The 17,937-nt window shown below is 45.8% G+C and carries 17 protein-coding genes; 6 read left to right on the top strand and 11 right to left on the bottom strand.

Annotation, left to right across the window (positions count from 1 at the left end):
• The first annotated feature begins 145 nt into the window (after window positions 1–145).
• The 5 genes from C4N24_RS10245 to C4N24_RS10225 all read left to right on the top strand — a co-directional run bounded on the left by C4N24_RS10245 (window position 146) and on the right by C4N24_RS10225 (window position 3,426).
• On the top strand, window positions 146–373 hold the full coding sequence (locus tag C4N24_RS10245) for a hypothetical protein (protein ID WP_015538297.1): 228 nt from the start codon (window positions 146–148) through the stop codon (window positions 371–373).
• Window positions 374–441: 68 nt separating this feature from the next.
• Complete coding sequence (locus C4N24_RS10240) at window positions 442–1,116, top strand: type II toxin-antitoxin system PemK/MazF family toxin (protein WP_112091333.1); 675 nt, start codon at window positions 442–444, stop codon at window positions 1,114–1,116.
• Window positions 1,107–1,919 (top strand): DUF6551 family protein, encoded by an 813-nt coding sequence (locus C4N24_RS10235; protein ID WP_112091332.1) that lies wholly within the window; start codon window positions 1,107–1,109, stop codon window positions 1,917–1,919. The genes C4N24_RS10240 and C4N24_RS10235 overlap by 10 nt, the downstream gene beginning before the upstream one ends.
• Before the next feature lie 132 nt (window positions 1,920–2,051).
• Complete coding sequence (locus C4N24_RS10230; RefSeq protein WP_005927005.1) at window positions 2,052–2,252, top strand: helix-turn-helix domain-containing protein; 201 nt, start codon at window positions 2,052–2,054, stop codon at window positions 2,250–2,252.
• 76 nt (window positions 2,253–2,328) lie between these two features.
• On the top strand, window positions 2,329–3,426 hold the full coding sequence (locus tag C4N24_RS10225) for a tyrosine-type recombinase/integrase (protein WP_242983242.1): 1,098 nt from the start codon (window positions 2,329–2,331) through the stop codon (window positions 3,424–3,426).
• Between the two features lie 228 nt (window positions 3,427–3,654).
• Here the strand turns inward: C4N24_RS10225 and C4N24_RS10220 are convergent, their stop codons facing one another.
• The 7 genes from C4N24_RS10220 to C4N24_RS10190 all read right to left on the bottom strand — a co-directional run bounded on the left by C4N24_RS10220 (window position 3,655) and on the right by C4N24_RS10190 (window position 12,284).
• Window positions 3,655–5,136, bottom strand: a complete 1,482-nt coding sequence (locus C4N24_RS10220; protein ID WP_112091330.1) for a recombinase family protein — start codon at window positions 5,134–5,136, stop codon at window positions 3,655–3,657.
• A 53-nt stretch (window positions 5,137–5,189) separates the two neighbouring features.
• Window positions 5,190–5,867 carry a hypothetical protein gene (locus tag C4N24_RS10215; RefSeq protein WP_146746801.1) on the bottom strand — a complete coding sequence of 226 codons (678 nt, stop codon included), beginning with the start codon at window positions 5,865–5,867 and terminating at the stop codon, window positions 5,190–5,192.
• 154 nt (window positions 5,868–6,021) lie between these two features.
• The gene (locus tag C4N24_RS10210) at window positions 6,022–6,726 is read right to left on the bottom strand and encodes a caspase family protein (RefSeq protein ID WP_112091328.1); all 705 of its coding nucleotides are present in this window, start codon (window positions 6,724–6,726) and stop codon (window positions 6,022–6,024) included.
• Window positions 6,727–6,741: 15 nt separating this feature from the next.
• Window positions 6,742–7,281 (bottom strand): transcriptional regulator, encoded by a 540-nt coding sequence (locus tag C4N24_RS10205; RefSeq protein WP_112091339.1) that lies wholly within the window; start codon window positions 7,279–7,281, stop codon window positions 6,742–6,744.
• Window positions 7,278–7,808 (bottom strand): DUF6036 family nucleotidyltransferase, encoded by a 531-nt coding sequence (locus C4N24_RS10200; protein WP_112091327.1) that lies wholly within the window; start codon window positions 7,806–7,808, stop codon window positions 7,278–7,280. Before C4N24_RS10200 ends, C4N24_RS10205 begins: the two co-directional genes overlap by 4 nt.
• Window positions 7,809–7,908: 100 nt before the next feature.
• Window positions 7,909–10,980: a type I restriction endonuclease subunit R gene (locus C4N24_RS10195; RefSeq protein ID WP_242983241.1), complete on the bottom strand. Its 3,072-nt coding sequence runs from the start codon at window positions 10,978–10,980 to the stop codon at window positions 7,909–7,911.
• Between the two features lie 11 nt (window positions 10,981–10,991).
• Window positions 10,992–12,284 (bottom strand): FRG domain-containing protein, encoded by a 1,293-nt coding sequence (locus tag C4N24_RS10190; protein WP_112091326.1) that lies wholly within the window; start codon window positions 12,282–12,284, stop codon window positions 10,992–10,994.
• Between the two features lie 83 nt (window positions 12,285–12,367).
• Between C4N24_RS10190 and C4N24_RS10185 the strand changes: the two genes are divergently transcribed.
• Window positions 12,368–12,982 (top strand): restriction endonuclease subunit S, encoded by a 615-nt coding sequence (locus C4N24_RS10185; RefSeq protein WP_181573078.1) that lies wholly within the window; start codon window positions 12,368–12,370, stop codon window positions 12,980–12,982.
• Here the strand turns inward: C4N24_RS10185 and C4N24_RS10180 are convergent.
• From C4N24_RS10180 to C4N24_RS10165, 4 genes are all read right to left on the bottom strand, one after another.
• Window positions 12,979–13,521 carry a restriction endonuclease subunit S gene (locus C4N24_RS10180; protein ID WP_112091324.1) on the bottom strand — a complete coding sequence of 181 codons (543 nt, stop codon included), beginning with the start codon at window positions 13,519–13,521 and terminating at the stop codon, window positions 12,979–12,981. The genes C4N24_RS10185 and C4N24_RS10180 overlap by 4 nt on opposite strands.
• Window positions 13,522–13,531: 10 nt before the next feature.
• Window positions 13,532–14,515, bottom strand: a complete 984-nt coding sequence (xerA, locus tag C4N24_RS10175; RefSeq protein WP_112091323.1) for a site-specific tyrosine recombinase/integron integrase — start codon at window positions 14,513–14,515, stop codon at window positions 13,532–13,534.
• A 113-nt stretch (window positions 14,516–14,628) separates the two neighbouring features.
• Complete coding sequence (locus C4N24_RS10170; protein ID WP_112091322.1) at window positions 14,629–15,753, bottom strand: restriction endonuclease subunit S; 1,125 nt, start codon at window positions 15,751–15,753, stop codon at window positions 14,629–14,631.
• Window positions 15,754–15,802: 49 nt separating this feature from the next.
• Window positions 15,803–17,347 (bottom strand): type I restriction-modification system subunit M, encoded by a 1,545-nt coding sequence (locus C4N24_RS10165; protein ID WP_112091321.1) that lies wholly within the window; start codon window positions 17,345–17,347, stop codon window positions 15,803–15,805.
• Between the last annotated feature and the right edge of the window lie 590 nt (window positions 17,348–17,937).

Raw genomic sequence — 17,937 nt, 5'->3', positions numbered from 1 at the left:
CCCACTCGCAGGGAGCCGAGGGCGAATATGCGAGACCTTAACTTATTAAATCAGGCGTGGCCGAATGCTGTTTTCGGTCTTCGTCCACGCCTGTTCTTTTTACTTATTCCATATATCTACATTTTCGTCCTACATAGGAGGTTTTATGAACGAGAACGACCGTACCACCTTAGAGCAAGCGATCTACGAGGAAATGGAACTGACCCCGGAGATGATCCGGTCCATCCGCACGCTCTGCGGTGTCTGCCTTTGTAGTTTTGTAGAATCCAAGGCGTTCAAAATCGCCATTGTTCCCAGCGCAGACCGGAGCATGGACACTTGCACAGTCTGCCAGACCCGGCGCGGTCATGACTACGTTGTGATGAACCGTTGAACAAACACACCGCACACTGCCAAGGAGGTGCAGCGGGCGGTGTACATATTGCAAAAGGAGGGCAGCTATTGATTCAAAACTGGAAATTCCAACGTGGAGACATTTTCTTCACCCGTTTCGACAACGCCATCGGTTCAGAGCAAAGCGGGAATCGTCCGGCAGTCGTTCTACAGAACGATGTGGGAAATTTTTACTCACCCACACTGATCGTAGCCACATTGACAAGCAAGTCAGCAAAAAAGTACACCCAGCCGACCCACTGCCTGCTGGTGAACGATTTTCTCTCCGTTCCGTCCATCGTTCAGGCAGAGCAGATCTTTACCATAGACAAAAGCAGGGTGCTGAAATTCCTCGGACACCTCACCCCGGAGGAAATGAGCCGGGTGGATGATGCTGTCCGTGCCAGTCTTGCCCTGAACCCGATGGGGAGCATTCAGCGGCTTCCACCCATCATTCGCTCTACGGCGGCTTACGCACCGCCTGAGGTAGTTGACGGCAAGCCGCCCATCTATCCTTACACGCCCATCAAATCATCCTTTGAGGATGCTGGGAGTGTCGAGGACATGATGCTGTACACCGAACTGGAAGCTGCGGTACACGCAATGATCCAGCGGCTGGAATATAGCTTCACATTTAACCCCAGCCTGCTCACCATCCCGAAGCGTAAGCAGCAGGTTGCTGAAATCCTGAAAGAAGCCGAAACGTACATCTGGAGAATCAAGGAGGAAATGCGATGCGCCTGAAAGACAACACCAATCCCTTCATCCATGTCAACCCGCCGTACCAGCTCATGGTCATCCACAGCAGCAAGCTGGTCTACCCCCGCGAACTGTATCAGCGCGGTGTGGAGCGCAAGCGTGTGGAACTGATTGCCGCCCACTTCAACGAATATGTGGCAAATGAGCCGAAGGTCAGTTTCCGTAACGGTCAGTTCATCGTAACGGATGGGCAGCACACCATCGAGGGGCGCATCCTCCGCAACGGCGGCAAAGATCTGCCGATCCTCTGCAAGGTGTACACGGGCATGACCGTGGAGCAGGAAGCCCTGCTCTTTGCCGAGCAGAACGGCTTTTCCGCTCCGCTGACTGCTGGCATCAAGCTCCGCGCCAAGGTCGTAGGCGGCGATGCTATTTCCAAGGCTTTCCTCGCAGCCACCAACCGGGTGGGATTGAGCCTCAATTATGACAGCCAGCAGCTGACCGATTACCGCATCGGCTGCGTTGGTACGGCTTTCCGGCTCTACAAGCAGATGGGCGAACCGCTCTACTGTGAAACGATGCGGCTGATCGTGGCAGCATGGGAGGGCAAGCCCGATTCGTTCCGGGCATCTGTTCTGAAAGGCATGATGCACTTTGTGGAGCTGTACCACGGCGAGTTCAGTGAAGAACGGCTGCTCCGTGCGCTGCGCAGCATCCACCCGGTCGATATTTACCGCATCGGGCAGGACGACCCCGCAAAGCTGCGCGGATGGAAAAAATACGTTTTCCCCATCTACACCGCCTACAACGGCAAGTGCAGAAAAGACGCACTGCCGATGAAATTTTGATGTTCACAGGCATTCCTCCCATATACACAAGGGGCATCCGCAAACCGCAGATGCCCCTTGTTACATATCAAAGTGCAATATATAGTGTTCCTGCATTCATTTAACACAACATATAGAGAAAAGAGGTATTCTATGCGCTCTCAGTTCACTTCGTATGAGCAGCTTCCCATCACCCTGACAGCCGATCATGTCGCTGCTGCGCTGGGCATCTCCCGCGCCAACGCTTACATCCTGCTCCGTTCGGACGGCTTTCCCACGCTCCACATCGGTAAGCGGATGGTCGTACCCAAAGACCGTTTTCTTCAGTGGATCACGGACAGCGTAAATGGCTGATCTGACATCCTTGATTCAAGAGGTCGCTTTATTTATACTGATTCACGAAACGACTTGACATCAGGAAGGAGGCAATATGCCAAGCAAACGTTCACACGGCGAGGGTACGCTTCGCCACCGCAGCGATGGTCGCTGGGAATTACGTATGATGGACGGCTACCAGAAAGATGGTTCGCCGTGCTTCAAGACCTTCTATGGCAAGACCCAGAAGGAGGTCAAGCTCAAACTGAAAGAGTATCAGGATGCGCTTATCAGCGGTGTCCAGCTGGACACGATCCTGTACTTTGAGGATTGGGCTGATACATGGTTCGAGGGTCACAAGGATAATATCGCTCCCACGACACAGGAAAGCTACAAATACTGCCTGAAAATGCTCAAAGAGGGATTTTATCATCGCCCCTTGACCGTCATACGCCCCATCGACATTGAAAACTTCCTGAAAGGGATGCGGCGCGATGGCCGCTCGGATTCTTACATCAGCAAGGCACGAGGGATGCTCTACCAGATCTTTCAAAAGGCAGAAGCCAATGACCTTGTGCGCCGCAACCCGGTCCGGCTTGCTGAAAAGATGCGGGCATCCGGCACCGCAAAACGCAAGGAAGCCTTTACCACAGCGGAAGTCGCCCACTTAATGAAGGTTCTCCCCGATGACCGCATGGGCTTGAGCATCCGGCTTTTGCTCGGCACTGGAATGAGAATGCAGGAACTTCTGGCTTTGGAGCCGCAGTTTATTGAAGAAGATGGCTCTGTCATTCACATCCGGCAGGCAGTAAAGGTCGTAAAAGGTACAGTCAGCATTGGCAGTCCGAAATCCAAAGACAGTATCCGGGATATTCCGGTGCCGCTGAATGTCCGCCCGTGTGCCATCAAGCTGCGGGATACCACCGATCAGTTCATCTGGGAAAGCCCCAAGACCGGCTTGCCCTGCAATCCCACCCATTTCCGGGATGTGTTCCGCAAATCTCTGGAAGAAGCGGGCGATGTCCGCTTGCTCACGCCGCACAGCTGCCGCCACACCTATGTGTCGCAGATGCAGGCGTTGGGCGTAGACATTCAGACCATCCAGAGCATCGTAGGCCATGCCGATACCGAAATGACTGAGCATTATCTCCATGTTCAGGAATCCATTCGGCAGAGTGCGATCCAGTTGTTCAGCGAGGCGTTTTCGGCCTGAAAATTGGACGGAACGGCACGAATTATCGTGAGCCATCTTTTCAAAGCGTTGGCATCAACGCTGGCTCGCATATCGCAGCAGATGCTGTTGCGTCCAGAAAAGCCCACTTGCCCCTGCGATCGACCAGATAAAATCGCCCGCATTGTGGTCAAAATTGTGGTCAAAACCAAATAAGGCCAGCCTATAAACAAAAAAATCCAACGATTTCTAACGTGAAATCGTTGGATTTTATGGTCCAGCAGAACTGGACAAATCCGAACTTTTTCCTTTCACCCCATCGGCGGTCAAAGTGTCCTCAAAACGGACGGTTTGGGTGCTATCCTTGTAGTTGAACGTGAGCAGCATCCGGTCATCGTACAGGAAAATGGCATTGACAAAAATTTCAATCAACGCTTTTCGTTGCTTTTTCTGCGAAATATCGAACCTTCTAAATTTCATCAGCCAGAACCGGATGAAATCCTCATTGAAGCTAGGCTTCTTCAATTTTTCATCTGCGATTTTTGCAGTCAGCTCATCTTTCTGAATTTCCAGCGCTTCCAGACGCTCTTTCGTTGTCCGGGTGTACAAGCCGTCCTCGATGGCTTTCATCAGGTTGTCCAGCTTCTTGTCTACTTCCCGGAGCTGCTTTTCCAGCAGCGGGATCGTGGTGTTCTCCTGATTCTGTACATCCATGACCAGTTGAACGATCTTGTCGATCACCGCATCGTCCCGAATCAGCTTCATGGTCTCCCGGACGACCAGATCTTCCAGCCATTCTTTCTGCACGGTCTTTTTGTTGCAGCCCTTGCGCCGCTTGACGTTGGCGCATTTATAATAATAGTAGGTGCGCCCGGTAGCACTGGTTCCGCTTTCGCCGAACATCAGCGCACCACACTTGCCGCAGAACAGCTTGGTGGTCAGCAGATATTCCTCATCTGCCTTGCCACAGGCAGGGGCACGCTTGTTCTTATCCAGACGCTTCTGCACCCGGTCAAATAGGTCTTTCGGAACAATAACCGGAATTGCATCCGGCACAACGATATCCCGGAAAGACAGTTCGCCAATGTACCGGCGGTTCTTCAGCATGGTATTTACGCTGCTGTGGGTCATTTGGCCGCCCAGCATATTGTGGACACCCTTGTCGTTGAGAAAGTTTACGATCTCCACCATTTTATCGCCGTTGTCATACCGCTGAAAGGCTTCCAGCACCAGCGGCGAGGTCAGCGGGTCAAGATGATAGAACTTGTCATCGTCGATTTTATAGCCGATGGTTCCCGTACCGCCAGTACACTTCCCTTTCAGAGCGTTCTCAGTTTGACCACGGATCACCTTTTCGGACAGCTCTGCCGAATAGTATTCTGCCATACCTTCCAGAAGGGTTTCCACCAGAATGCCCTGTGAGCCCTCGGCAATGGGTTCCATAACGGAAATCAGATGGACACCGTTCTTTTTCAGGATCATCTTATAGTTTGCGCTATCAAAACGATTCCGGGCAAAGCGGTCAAATTTCCAGACGAGAACAACATCAAACAGCTTCTTGCAGCTGTCTTTGATCATCTGCTGGAACTCCGGGCGGTTGTCCGTTTTGGCAGAGAATGCACGGTCAATGTAGTGCTTGATGACCGTGATACCGTTCTTTTCCGCATAAGCCGTGCATTCCCGAATCTGCCCCTCGATAGATTCTTCACGCTGGTTGTCGGAGGAGTAACGAGCATAGATAACAGCAGTCATAGATTCACTTCCTTTTTAACGGGTAAACTTAATATTTCATTGCACGTCCATAATTATTGAGTTTCATAATCTTTTAGACGTTCAAGATCCTGATAATATTGTTTGATTGATAAATTCATACATTGCCTTCTGTTCATTTCCGTTCTCTGTAAAAAGTGTTGACTTCCATAAAAAAGCGAAAAATCGTGTATGCCGGATATAATATTTGAACAGAGTTGGCTCCACTCTCGGAGCTCTTCCGGGGGAAAGTCCAAATCGCCTTCTTTACAATACAGTTCATTAATTCTAGATAGGGCATCTGCTACAAGATTCACAAACTCCTCTTCGGTTCGCTCGTTATTGAGAACTTCATTGTATTGTGCGATAACATATTCGGCCAATGTAATCATTTCTGACAGAATTGATTTTGTTTCTTGTATGATTTCTTCTGCATTCGCAGTATGTTCAGCAGTGTATTCTTTTAATGATTGATAATAAGAATGAATATTGAAATAAATTCCATTTATTACAGCCTCTGATTCTTTTCTTATACGATACCACCATTTTTTATCTTGCGTATCATCCGCCCAAGTAGTGTCACAAATATAGTTTCCCGATACTATGTCTGAATAGTCAAGTCCAAAATAAGCAAAAATCAAGTTGGCTGGCTTATTTTTCCACTTCGATTCTTGTGCTTTGCTATTGAAAATGTTTAATAACTTTATCCTTTCAACAATTTGAAGGTTTATCAAGGACACTTGCTCGAATGATACTGGCTTTTTAAGAATCACTTTAACTGCATAACGTTTTGCAATCCCATTATGAAGCGGCTCGACTGAGCAAATACAATAATCCTCATCATCATAAAAGAACTTTTTCGGAAGATACGGCTTGTAATCCTTAACATCAAAAAAAAACAGTGCCGCCTATATTAGCTCTATAAATCGGGAATTGCACGCAATTTGGATTGTTTTTGTTCCATGTTTCTAAAAGTAAGAACAACAATTTGTGTATATCATTCAAATTTTTCTTTCCGTTTCGGATTGTGCACTTACTTGTTATTGCATCGTATAAAAAATCAGTAAACAAGCTGATCGATTTATTTGGGTAAAGTCGAGAAACCTGGCTTGCATTACTAGAAGCAAAAACTGCATACCCTTTTCCTGCAAAATCGCGTACTGTCGATTCCATATCAAAAACAGCAGACCCATCAACTTGAAAGTTCCCCGCAAAACAGCAATCGAGAAAGATCACTTTATTTCGTGCAGAAATTGCATCTAAAAAAGAAATTATATCTTGTGTACATATTAATCTATCACTTAATACCAAGTAATGTTTTTCACTCAATGTTGTCCCATGTCCTGAAAAATAGAATAGTAAAGTATCGTCATCTTGTACAATCCTTTCAATCCCTTTTAATGCTGTGATTAAGTCGTTTGCTGTAACTGTGTTTGTTAATCCGCAAACTATCATATCTTTTTCCGCAACTTCTAGGCCGTAAATAAAGGCATCTTGCATTGCAATAATATCGTTTTTACAAAAGAAGAGGTTATCCGCTCCATCAATAAAGTATTCGCTTACGCCAACGATTAGAGCTTTTGTAGTTCCCATGAGTGCACTTCCTTTTTAACGGACAGCCGAATAACTCTTTGCGTACTTGTAAATTTGCCGGGCGCAGTCAAGGCTCATTTTGCTGGAATCGTTGTGCTTGAGCCACGCATTCACGTTGCCGGGATTCAGTTTCAGGTCTGCATAAATACGATAATTCGTCAGATGTTTCTTTTGCTGAATCTCTACCACTCTGCGGTGAATCAGTTCTTTTGTATCATTGTCGGCAAGAGCAGCATCCCGGACGGAGCAATAACTGCGCCAGACTTTCAGATAGCCCTCCGACAGCTCTGCCGACTGGTTCTGCAAAAGCGCAAGTACCTGCTCCCTCGAATAGCGATTTGAAAGTCGTTCATACTCTGCAAGACACACAGGGTCTTTTGCATAGCGGAGCAGCAGATTTACTTTATCAAACACCAGTGCATAGAGGTACAGCGGCTCTTTCAGCCGTGGATTTTCATGTAAGCAGTTCGCCAGCTTGTGAATGCTGGCAGTCTGAACACCGGAAAGTTCCGTCACATACTGCTTCAAAAATCCCTCAAATGTCAGCTTCCTCACGGTCTCCACCTCTCCACATACTCCTGATACCGGATGTAGAAGTCCCGATACCGCCACTCATTCAGGATGCTGGCTTTCAGTTCGTCCTCATCTGTTGCAAGATGCTCCAGCAAATCCCAGTCTAGCGAGTTCCTCACAGCTTCGCTCTCCACGTCCGCCTTGTCGGTATCACGGAAAGAGCAAAGCTTTGCAATCACCAGATCTTCCAGACTGGGTGTGTAGAACTGAACCTTTGTGCCACCGAAGGGCAGCGGTTTCAAACGGTCGGGATAGTTATAGGGAAAATTGTCGATGTAGGCTTCCACATCCGTGTTGATATCGTACTTACCGAGCAAGCCGTACAGTTCTTTCGGAACGCTCAAGGCATCAATGTCATGGGTGGCACGGGTCAGTTTGCCCAGCAGAATGAACGCACTCCCGCCTACGATCACCATCTGATAGCGGTCGTCGTTGTCGATCAGCAGGTCAGCATCTTCGTCCAAGCGTTCCAGACGCTTGCGGAGATCGTCTAAAATCATCTTTCCCATAAAGCAGCCTTTCACATTTTCAATAATAGTATTTGTCTAAGATCATTTTAAGGGATAGACTGTGTGTTGTCAAGAGGAAATCAACGATATTTCTCGAATTTTACGCCGTCATATTATCTGTCCACATCTCACACTGGCTGATAACCGTGCTGATTGCCGTATCATAATCTTCCGGTGGATACTTATACTTTTTCAAGAGGTGCTTCACCATCTTCCGCATACTGGCACGAGCGGTTTCTTTTTTCTGCCAATCTATCGTTCGATTTTTACGCAGCATCTCGGTTAGTTCTCTGGTAAGGTCGATCAGTTCGTTGTTCTGGTAAAAATCTTTGATGTTCTCCGGCTTGGTCAGAGCATCGTAAAATGCCAGCTCCTCTTGCGTCAGCCCCAACTTCTTTCCGTTGTTGTACAGCTCTGTGATTTCCTGTGCCGTTTTCAGAAGTTCCTTGATAACCTCCTCGTTTGTAATCAGACCATTATAATAGGAGTTCATTAACTGTGTGATCTTCTCTGAAAATTTCTGAGACTGCACAACATTTGTCCGTTTGTACAGCGACACCTGCTCTGCCATAAGTTTTTTCAAAATTTCTACGGCAATGTTCTTTTCTTTCATTTTGGAAATTTCATCCAACACCGCCGGGTCAAACAGGCTGATATTTTCATCTGCCTGCTTGCTGTCAAACAAGCTGATAACGCCTTGGCTCTGGATACTCGCCTTTAGCAACTCATTGATTTGAGCATTGATTTCTTTCAAAGAAAGTGTCTTTCCACCGCTACCGCCATAGGTGATTTTCACCACGGTAGAACGCACGGCCTCCATATAAGCGGCTTCGTGACGTTCCTGTTCCGTGGTCATGCTGGAACACAAGGAGTGCGACTGCTTCAGCAACATTGCCTCCCTCAGAAACAAGTCCTTGCGCTTGGATGCTTTTGCATCCAGCACAAAGTTCACACCGCCGGTTACCAGCTTTGCCATGACCAGCGGCGAACCGCCAATAAAACCACTGAAATCAAACCCGTGCAGCAAATCCTTGCACACCTGAAGTTTTTCCTGAAACTTCGGGTAGGCCACCTTTGCAATGTCCATATCGCCATACCGGGACTGGTCGCGCTTGGTATACTCCTTCATGGCGGCTTTGAGGGCAGACGCAATGCCCACATAGTCCACAATCAAGCCGCCCTCTTTGTCCTTGAACACGCGGTTCACGCGGGCAATTGCCTGCATCAGATTATAACCGTGCATCGGCTTGTAGATATACATCGTTGCCAGTGAAGGAACATCAAAACCGGTCAGCCACATATCCACCACGATGGCAATTTTCATTGGGTCGTCGTTGTCTTTGAACTTCCGTGCCAATTCCTCCTTGTGCGATTTTGTTCCAATAACTGCTTTCCATTCCTCCGGGTCATTGTTGCCGCTGGTCATGACCACGCCAATTTTCTCTTTCCATGCCGGACGGAGATCCAGCAATTTCCGATAAATTTTCATGGCGATCGGGCGCGAATACGCCACGATCATCGCCTTGCCCGTCAAAAGATTAGCGCGGTACTTTTCGTAATGGATGACAATATCCTCGCACAGGGATTGAATGGTAGAATCTGCCCCCAGCACACTCTCCATCTGCCCCAGCATCTTTTTGCTTTTTTCAATCGTTGAAGCGTCCGATTGCTGTTCCAGTGCGTCGTAGGTCGCATCAATCAAGGCCAGTGTATTCTGGTCGAGGTGGAGTTTGATAACCCGGCTTTCATAGTAGACAGGTCGGGTTGCGCCATCCTCCACCGCCTGCGTCATGTCATAAATATCAATATAATCGCCAAAAACTTCGCGAGTGTTTCGGTCTTTTGCCGAAATGGGTGTTCCCGTAAAGCCTATGTAGGTTGCGTTGGGCAGGGCATCGTGGATGATTCGCGCATTGCCAACCACGGTATACGCTTCCTTTTCGCCCTGCTCGTTTTCCTTCACGACGATTTTTTCATCAAAGCCATACTGTCCGCGGTGGGCTTCGTCTGCCATCACCACAATATTCCGCCGCTCCGACAGCGGACGCTCGCCACGCTCAAACTTGAACATCGTGGTAAAAATGATGCCGTTCGCCTGCCGTCCATCCAGCAGTTCACGCAGATTTTCCTTGCTGGTCGCCTGAACCGGTGTTTGGCGCAGGAAGGGTGCGCACTTGGCAAACTGCGTGTAAAGCTGGTCGTCAAGATCAATGCGGTCGGTCATCACAACAATGGTCGGACTGTCCAGAGCCTCTTGCAGCAAATGCGCATAGAACACCATCGACAGCGATTTTCCGCTGCCCTGCGTGTGCCAGAACACACCGCCCTTGCCGTCCGATTTAGTGGCGATTTTGGCTTTCTCGATTGCTTTCCGCACCGCAAAATACTGATGATACCCCGCCAGAATCTTGAACTGCTTCTGCCCATCGCCAGAGAACAAGATAAAGTTTTTCAGGATGTCCAGCAGCCGCTCTTTCTGGAACATTCCCTCATAGAAGGTGTCAAACTGCGCATACGCAGTGTTTTCATAATCACCGTCTTTTGTTTTCCATTCCATAAAACGGTCAAGTCCAGAAGTAATTGTTCCCGCCTTGTTGCTCGAAAGGTCACTGATTACGCAAATTGCATTATAGTAGAACATTGAAGGAATGTCCTTCATGTAATTTCGAATCTGATTGTATGCGTTTTCTGCACCCACTTCGTCCTTGGAAGGGCTTTTCAGCTCCATCAAAACCAGCGGCAAGCCATTGATAAACAAAATAATATCCGGGCGGCGGTTGTTTCCATTTTCCACGAAAGTATATTGGTTTACCACATAGAAATCATTTTTGTCTGCATCTGCATAATCAATCAGCTTTACTACCGAAGACCGTTCTTCACCCTTGACTGCGTATTTGACCGTAATACCGTTTTGCAGATAGTCCATAAAAATAATATTCTTCTGCAACAGGCTTCCCGCATCAAAATCATTCAGTTTCAGGATGGCTTCATCAATTGCCACAGCCGGAAGGCTGCGATTCAGCCGCACCAGACAATCCCGCAAAACATCGTCCAGCAGCGGGCGGCTGTAATCCGTCCGGTTCATATCGGGAGCATAAATATGGGTGTAGCCCATATTTTCAAACAGCTCTATGACTGCTTGCTCAAAGGTATCTTCGGTAAATGAAAGCATGATTTTTCTCCTCAACTATTATCCGAAGTTGCTGTATGCGATTCTTGTGCAATGGCATTCACAATCTTTTCAACGATAGACTGTGCCGCTCTTTTTGCCATCGCACGTCCTATCGGTGTACCATTATCCAATGTGTCTGTCAGTGCCAATCGAACTTTACTGAGTCCAATTTCCTTGCGATACCAATCCGGCATCAGATTCTTTTGAATTGCAACATAACAATCATCAAAAATTTCTGGATTCACAGCACTATGCAATACCTCTCGAATAACCTCATCCACTTTATCGTCTGAAACATCTGAATCGCGCACTTCTTTCATACTTTTTACCGGAACCTCTGTTTTCACAAACCTATCAACCATAGGCTTTTGTGTGTTCACATAATTGCTTTTAATATATGCCATCTGGTGCTCAAGTTCCGGGAACAGCGTTCCTTCGTTGATATTGTAAAAACTCAGTTCCTCTAAAATCGCATCTTTTCTTCCCGCTGGTATTCTAAAACTTTGTAGTTCAAACTCGTCTTGAACATCGCTATATGCCCGTTTAACAATGCTCTGTCCGATTTTTTCTTTAAGCTGAACATTATATTTTCCGCAGATTAAAAAAGAACCGCTTTGCCGCACCAATCTTTCATTATTCAAATTGGAAATCACAAAATAATTTCTTTGAATAATCGAAAGCAAGCTTTTATACTCACTTATCCTGCACTCTTCTGCTTCTTTATCTGTATAAATTCCATACTTGTTCAAATCCGAAAGCAGCTTTTCTAATGTATAATCGCCCGAAATCTCATGGCTCGCTAAATATGCCAGCACTTTAATCTCTATGTCGCTATAACTTTTTCCGTAGTCGCGCTTGTAATAGATTTTCCCATCGGTCGGCGGCAATAATGCAGTTTTACCGTCAGTTATCTTTTTCTCTTGATTGTTTTGGCAGGCAAAATACAGTGCCACCAGCGGATTCTCCGTCACATCCAATAGTCTTGTTGGCAACCCATAGTGTTGCAATTTTGCGAGCTTTTCAAAATCTGTTGTCAACTTTCTGAAGTCGTCAGGATTCCGTGTGTAAGCTGCGTTTATCAATTCTGCTTCATGTGGCAGCATCCCACCACGGAACACTCCCGGCATGACATTCCATTCGTTGCTGGCCTGTCCACGGAAGAAATAGTGTTTTGTGCTTACTTCTGCGCCTTCTTCTTTCTTTATTGTTTCCTTTATATCAGAAATGTAGGTCAGGTAGCTATTAAGGTTTGTAACAACGCATTCCTTCTGATTTCTTGTCTTAGCATTATCAAAATCTTCCATATTATCCCTTCATTTCTTTTATAAACGATAATTTAGAGCAGCAGGCAGTTGCTCTTTTCAAGTCTTGGTTTGTAGATTTTAGCTTGTTTGGGGGTACTGTTCCAGAAAATTGGGAAGATACCACACTGGAAAATATCACGACACTGATAACGCGTGGGATCGCACCTAAATATTCTAATGATTCTGATCAAACAGTTATCAATCAAAAATGTATTCGTAATCACACGATTGATCTTTCGCTTGCTCGATCCCATACACCGAAAGCGATCAATGAAAAATGGCTCCAATTTGGTGATTTATTGATTAATTCTACTGGTGACGGCACTTTGGGGCGAGTTGCACAAGTCTGGTTCACCCCTAAAAGCCTTACTGTGGATTCTCATGTGACTATTGTCCGGCCAGCGCGAGAAGAACTGATTTTCTATATCGGACTTTGGGGAATTTTACACGAGAAGGAGATCGAATCGCTTCACACAGGCAGTACAGGGCAGACAGAATTACCCAGAGATCGAGTGAAAATGCTGAAATTACTTCTACCTGATGATAGCAGCTTGAGTCGATTCAATTCCATAATCGCCCCGATAACTTCTACTATTATTTCAAATCAAGAAGAAAATCAAAAACTTACAAATCTCAGAGACATGCTTCTTTCAAAGCTTATGTCCGGCAAGATGGATGTCTCCAATATCCAGCTTTAAGCCGCTAAATTATCGTTTATCTTTTGATTGACTTCAATTTTACTATCGATTGCAGATAAAATTCCAGAAATCCTTTTCTGCTGTTCCAGTTCCGGAAAAGTCACTACAACTTCTCCAAGTAACTTGGTATTGATTGAAGGCATTGTTGCTCCAACGGCTATATTTCGGACAAATTGCTTTGTTTCCTCTAAGCAAAAGTAGTAGTAAAGATACTCGGAATCAATTTCACTAGTTGGGCGTACTCGAAGGCATCTTCCAGAAAACATCCATCCATCGTGTTTTTGATCAACATACGAGCATCTATCTACAGAACCCACACGACTAAATACAATATCGCCTTGTTTTAGCACATATTTTTTTAATCGATTTTTATCCGTATTTGATACTCGCGGCAAATTCTGTTCGGAAAACATCTTGTTCCCTAAATGTTCAACTGTGACAATAGGTATTCCATCCGCAACATAATCTTCTTTATGAAGTTGACTTCCAAACGGTCCTGTTTGAATGTCCGCAAGTTCTCTCAAAAACTTTTCTTTCATTCATATCACCTTATCCAATAAATTTTCTATGTGCCAATTTCACATTTTGTTGTTTTACCATTGCATAGTGCATAGTTGTGTCGATTTTCTGGTGTCCTAAAAGCTGCTGCACTTGTTCAATCGGCATTCCCTTGTCAATCGCTGACGTTGCCAATGTCCGTCTAAACTTGTGCGGATGTACTTTGTTCAGCTTTAATCGTCGTCCCAATTCGCGAAGCATCGTTTCCACGCCACCGATCATCAAGCGTTCATGTGGTTCTTTCAGTGTCACAAAGAGTGCTGGATTGCTGTCTGACCGTTCATCCAGATAATTTTGAAGGTGGATCTTCGTCCGTGCGTCAAAGTATACTAATCGTTCCTTGTTGCCTTTACCAAATACCACGCATTCACGCTCATTAAAGTTGATATCCTCCCGATTAAGCGTTACCAACTCGCCAACACGCATTCCAGAAGATGCAAGCAAATCAATAATCGCCAAATCTCGTACTGTTGAACAGTTGTCACGCATCAGTTCCAACGCTTCATCCGTATACGTTTCCTTGATGATTTTGGCGGTTTTCACTTTGTGAATCCTGCGGACAGGGCTTTTCACAATAAAATCTTCATCTTCCAGCCACGAAAAGAAACTAGAAAGAATACGCCGGATATTATCAATCGTAACTTTACTTGACCGCCGTTGTATTTGATAATCCGTCAGATACTTTCGTAAATCATCCGTTGTAATTTGCTGAGGTAGTTTTCCCACACCATTCAACATCGCTTCGATGGTTTTTGAATAGTAGGCCAGTGTTTTTTCGGAACAGCCCTCTATTCGTTTTGCTGTGATAAACGCTGCTGCTGAATCTTGTTCTTCAGTCTTTGACTGTTCTTCACCTTTTTCAATCACTATACCTTGCAAGGATGTTTCCAAAATCACCTTCAAATGCAAAAGTTGTTCATTATTGAGATACGGCAGCATTTTTCGCTGTATCTCGTTAATAATTTGATTTTTCATCGCCGTATCTCCTTATTACGATTTTAGAGAACGACGACAGTGGCAGTTTCTCCATAGAATCTCCCGCCACTGGTGAGAGTTATTGAAATATAGGTAAACGATAATTTAGAGGCTTAAAGCCGGATATTGGAGACACCAATCTCGCCGGACATGAGTTTTGGCAATAACTCATCACGCAACTCAGCCAGTCTCATATTTTCAAGGGAATTGTATCGCATTTTCAAAAACATCGGCGAAACAACTTCCCTAAATATCGACAGACTGTGTTTGTCAAACAGGGGAAGTCGATATTGACCTACTGTTTCGGCAGAAACACGTTGTCTCCCGCTGCTACCGTTCATATTTTTGACTGCGTAATCAATGAATGCAGGATTACGAGCCAAACAATACAGCATTTCAGGCGGTGTGTCATTTTTAGGTGCGAGTACAATGTACTCCGTTGATCCAAAAGCGACCTCGCCATCATTAAGAAAATCAATGAAAGCAGTTTTGCCGTTTTCAAGACAGGGGGTAATGCGAGCTAAAAGGGTATCACCATTCGTGAACCGCATTCCTCCGGCAAACGGTTTCATTTCCCAGCCAGATGGAAAAGCTCTACTTGTCGATAAACGACTCATATCGATGCTTCTTGCCATTTGATTTTTTGCCAGTGCCCGTTTTGGGTTAAGAAAAGCATAGTCAGACACATTGCAATCAGTGTTTTCAGCGTTAGCTACGAGGTTATCAAACGCTGCGAACGCTTGCTGCTGTAAATTATCGTTTACCTTTTCGTTGATTTGAATTTTCTTGTCAAACTTCTCAATGAAATCGGCAACCTCTTTTTGGATTTCAAACTTTGGCATTGGGAGTACAATCGCATTCATGCTAGATTGACTTAGCTTCGGTTGTGCTGATCCTGTTATATAACCAGATAAATCTGTCAAATTTATCAAATAGCACAGATATCTAATATCATAGCCCTTCTTGCACTGGATAACATGAGCGTGATTGTTCACCCAAAATTTTCCGGACGCCAATTGTGCGATATTAGATTTTTTAGATTTAAGGTTTTCTCCATCTTCTGCAATCAGTAGATATGTCCCATCAAAAATATAATCGTCAACCCAGTCGATTACTCCTTGCGCCCCATAATACCGATATTTTCCTTGTCTTTTTTCTCGTTGGGCTGCCGATAATGGAATCCTTTTTTTATCAAAATTATCTGTAACATCGCCAAAAGAGACATTAGAAAAAGTCATATCATATTTTCTCCATTATGTTAATTTGGGGAGTTGGACGTGTTGTCTGTCAGACTTCATATCCAATCGCCCCCAACTTATCTTTAATCTCCGCTTCCAGTTTATGCGACTGCTTGAACAAGTCCGAAAGTTCAGAAGTCAGCCGAGCCATTTTTTCTTCAAACGGTTCACCATCATCTTCCTGTTCCTCAACACCGACATAACGACCCGGCGTTAGGATGTAATCCTGCTCTGCAATTTTCTCTGTATCAACAACTGCGCAGAAGCCTTTTACATCGTCCAATGTGCCCTTAACATAGGCATTGTAGGTATCGGCAATCTTTTTGATGTCGTTCTTTAATGTACCATCTTCGTTTTTGTATTCTTCTTTTGTACCGTCTGTAAGTTCACGCAGTTTGCGGCTCACCATAACGCCCATCTTACGGGCATCAATAAACAGCGTTTTACCAGCCTGCTTCTTGTGCTTGGAGATAAACCAGAGCGAAACCGGAATCTGCGTCGTATAAAACAACTGTGTCGGCATGGCAATGATGCAGTCCACAAGGTCAGCATTCACAATATTCTTGCGAATGTCACCTTCACCGCCAGACTGAGAGGAAAGAGAACCATTTGCAAGCACCATACCCATGCGGCCGCCCGGTGCAAGATGATAAATCATGTGCTGAAGCCATGCAAAGTTCGCGTTGCTTGCAGGCGGCATACCATACTGCCAGCGAACATCATCTTTGAGCTGCTCTGCACCCCAGTTCGACAGGTTGAAAGGGGGATTCGCCATAATATAGTCGGCCCGCATGGTCGGGTGCTGGTCATCAAGGAATGTGTCTGCTGCATACTTGCCAAGGTCGGGTTCAATGCCACGGATGGCAAGGTTCATCTGTGCCAGCTTCCATGTGGTCGGGTTGGAATCCTGTCCATAAATCGAGATATCGTTGATATTTCCGCTATGGTTCTCTACAAATTTTGCAGACTGAACAAACATACCACCACTGCCGCAGCAAGGGTCGTACACTCGTCCCTTAAACGGTTGCAGCACTTCCATCAGCGTCCGCACAACACAGGACGGCGTAAAGAACTCGCCGCCACGCTTGCCTTCCTGCTCTGCAAACATGGACAGACAGTATTCATAAGTGCGCCCCAGAATGTCCTTTTCGCTGCCGTGTTCAATCATTTTGATGTTCGTAAACAGGTCAACGACTTCGCCCAACCGACGTTTATCCAGTTCTGGACGCGCAAAATTCTTCGGCAGAATATCTTTTAGGCGCGCGTTTTCTTTTTCGATAGCGCGCATTGCATCATCGATTACCTGACCGATTTCGGGATCATGTGCCTTTGCAGAAACATCGCTCCAACGCGCACCAGCAGGCACAAAGAAGATTCCTTCCGATGTGTACTCGTCACGATCTTCCTCAAAACCATCACCGTCTGCAACCAGCTGATTGTACTTATCTTCAAAACGATCCGAAATATATTTCAAGAAAATAAGACCAAGGACAACGCCCTTATACTCCGAAGCATCCATATTGCCCCGAAGCACGCAGGCAGCGTTCCAAATCTGTTTTTCAAATCCAATGTCGGCGGTGTTTTTCTCTGCCATGGTTCAATACCTCCGTTTTAGCTCAACAAATTCTGCTCTGAGTATAGCACAGATGTGCTGATTTTCCAATTTGTGCGCATAAATTCTTTGCTAGACGCTTCGATTTTCAGTAGATAAGTCCTACTATTACCGCTTTAGCACAATAAATTTTACAAAACCATCTTGACGCACCCTGCAAACCATGATATTCTCTGTCACAAATCCCACCGATTTTGTGGATTGGTTTGAAACCATCCACAAGATGTGGTCGTGTTCATTTTGAACACTACCTCGCCGTGGATCATCCCTGAAAGATTAACCGCCCCGCAACACACCCGATTCATTTTGCCGCCGATTCACCCCGACAAAATCATCGCTGCGCTGCGTGGGCGGTATTTTTTACAAATAGAACCTTTTGTAGTTATGCAGTTCTCCGAAATTTGTTTTCAGTTGTTGACTGCACAACCTCAAAGTGTTATTCTTGTGCTTGAAAGAAGCCGGACGTAGTGTCCGCACTGCGCCTAGCTTTCTTCATACTGAACCTTGAATCCTTCATAAGCCGTCTGAACGTGATACCGTGCCATGACCTCACACTTTCCGTGAGCGAGCCG

The sequence above is a fragment of the Faecalibacterium prausnitzii genome (assembly GCF_003287405.1).
GTDB lineage: Bacteria > Bacillota > Clostridia > Oscillospirales > Ruminococcaceae > Faecalibacterium > Faecalibacterium intestinale.
This window is presented reverse-complemented; position numbering and strand designations above follow the sequence as displayed.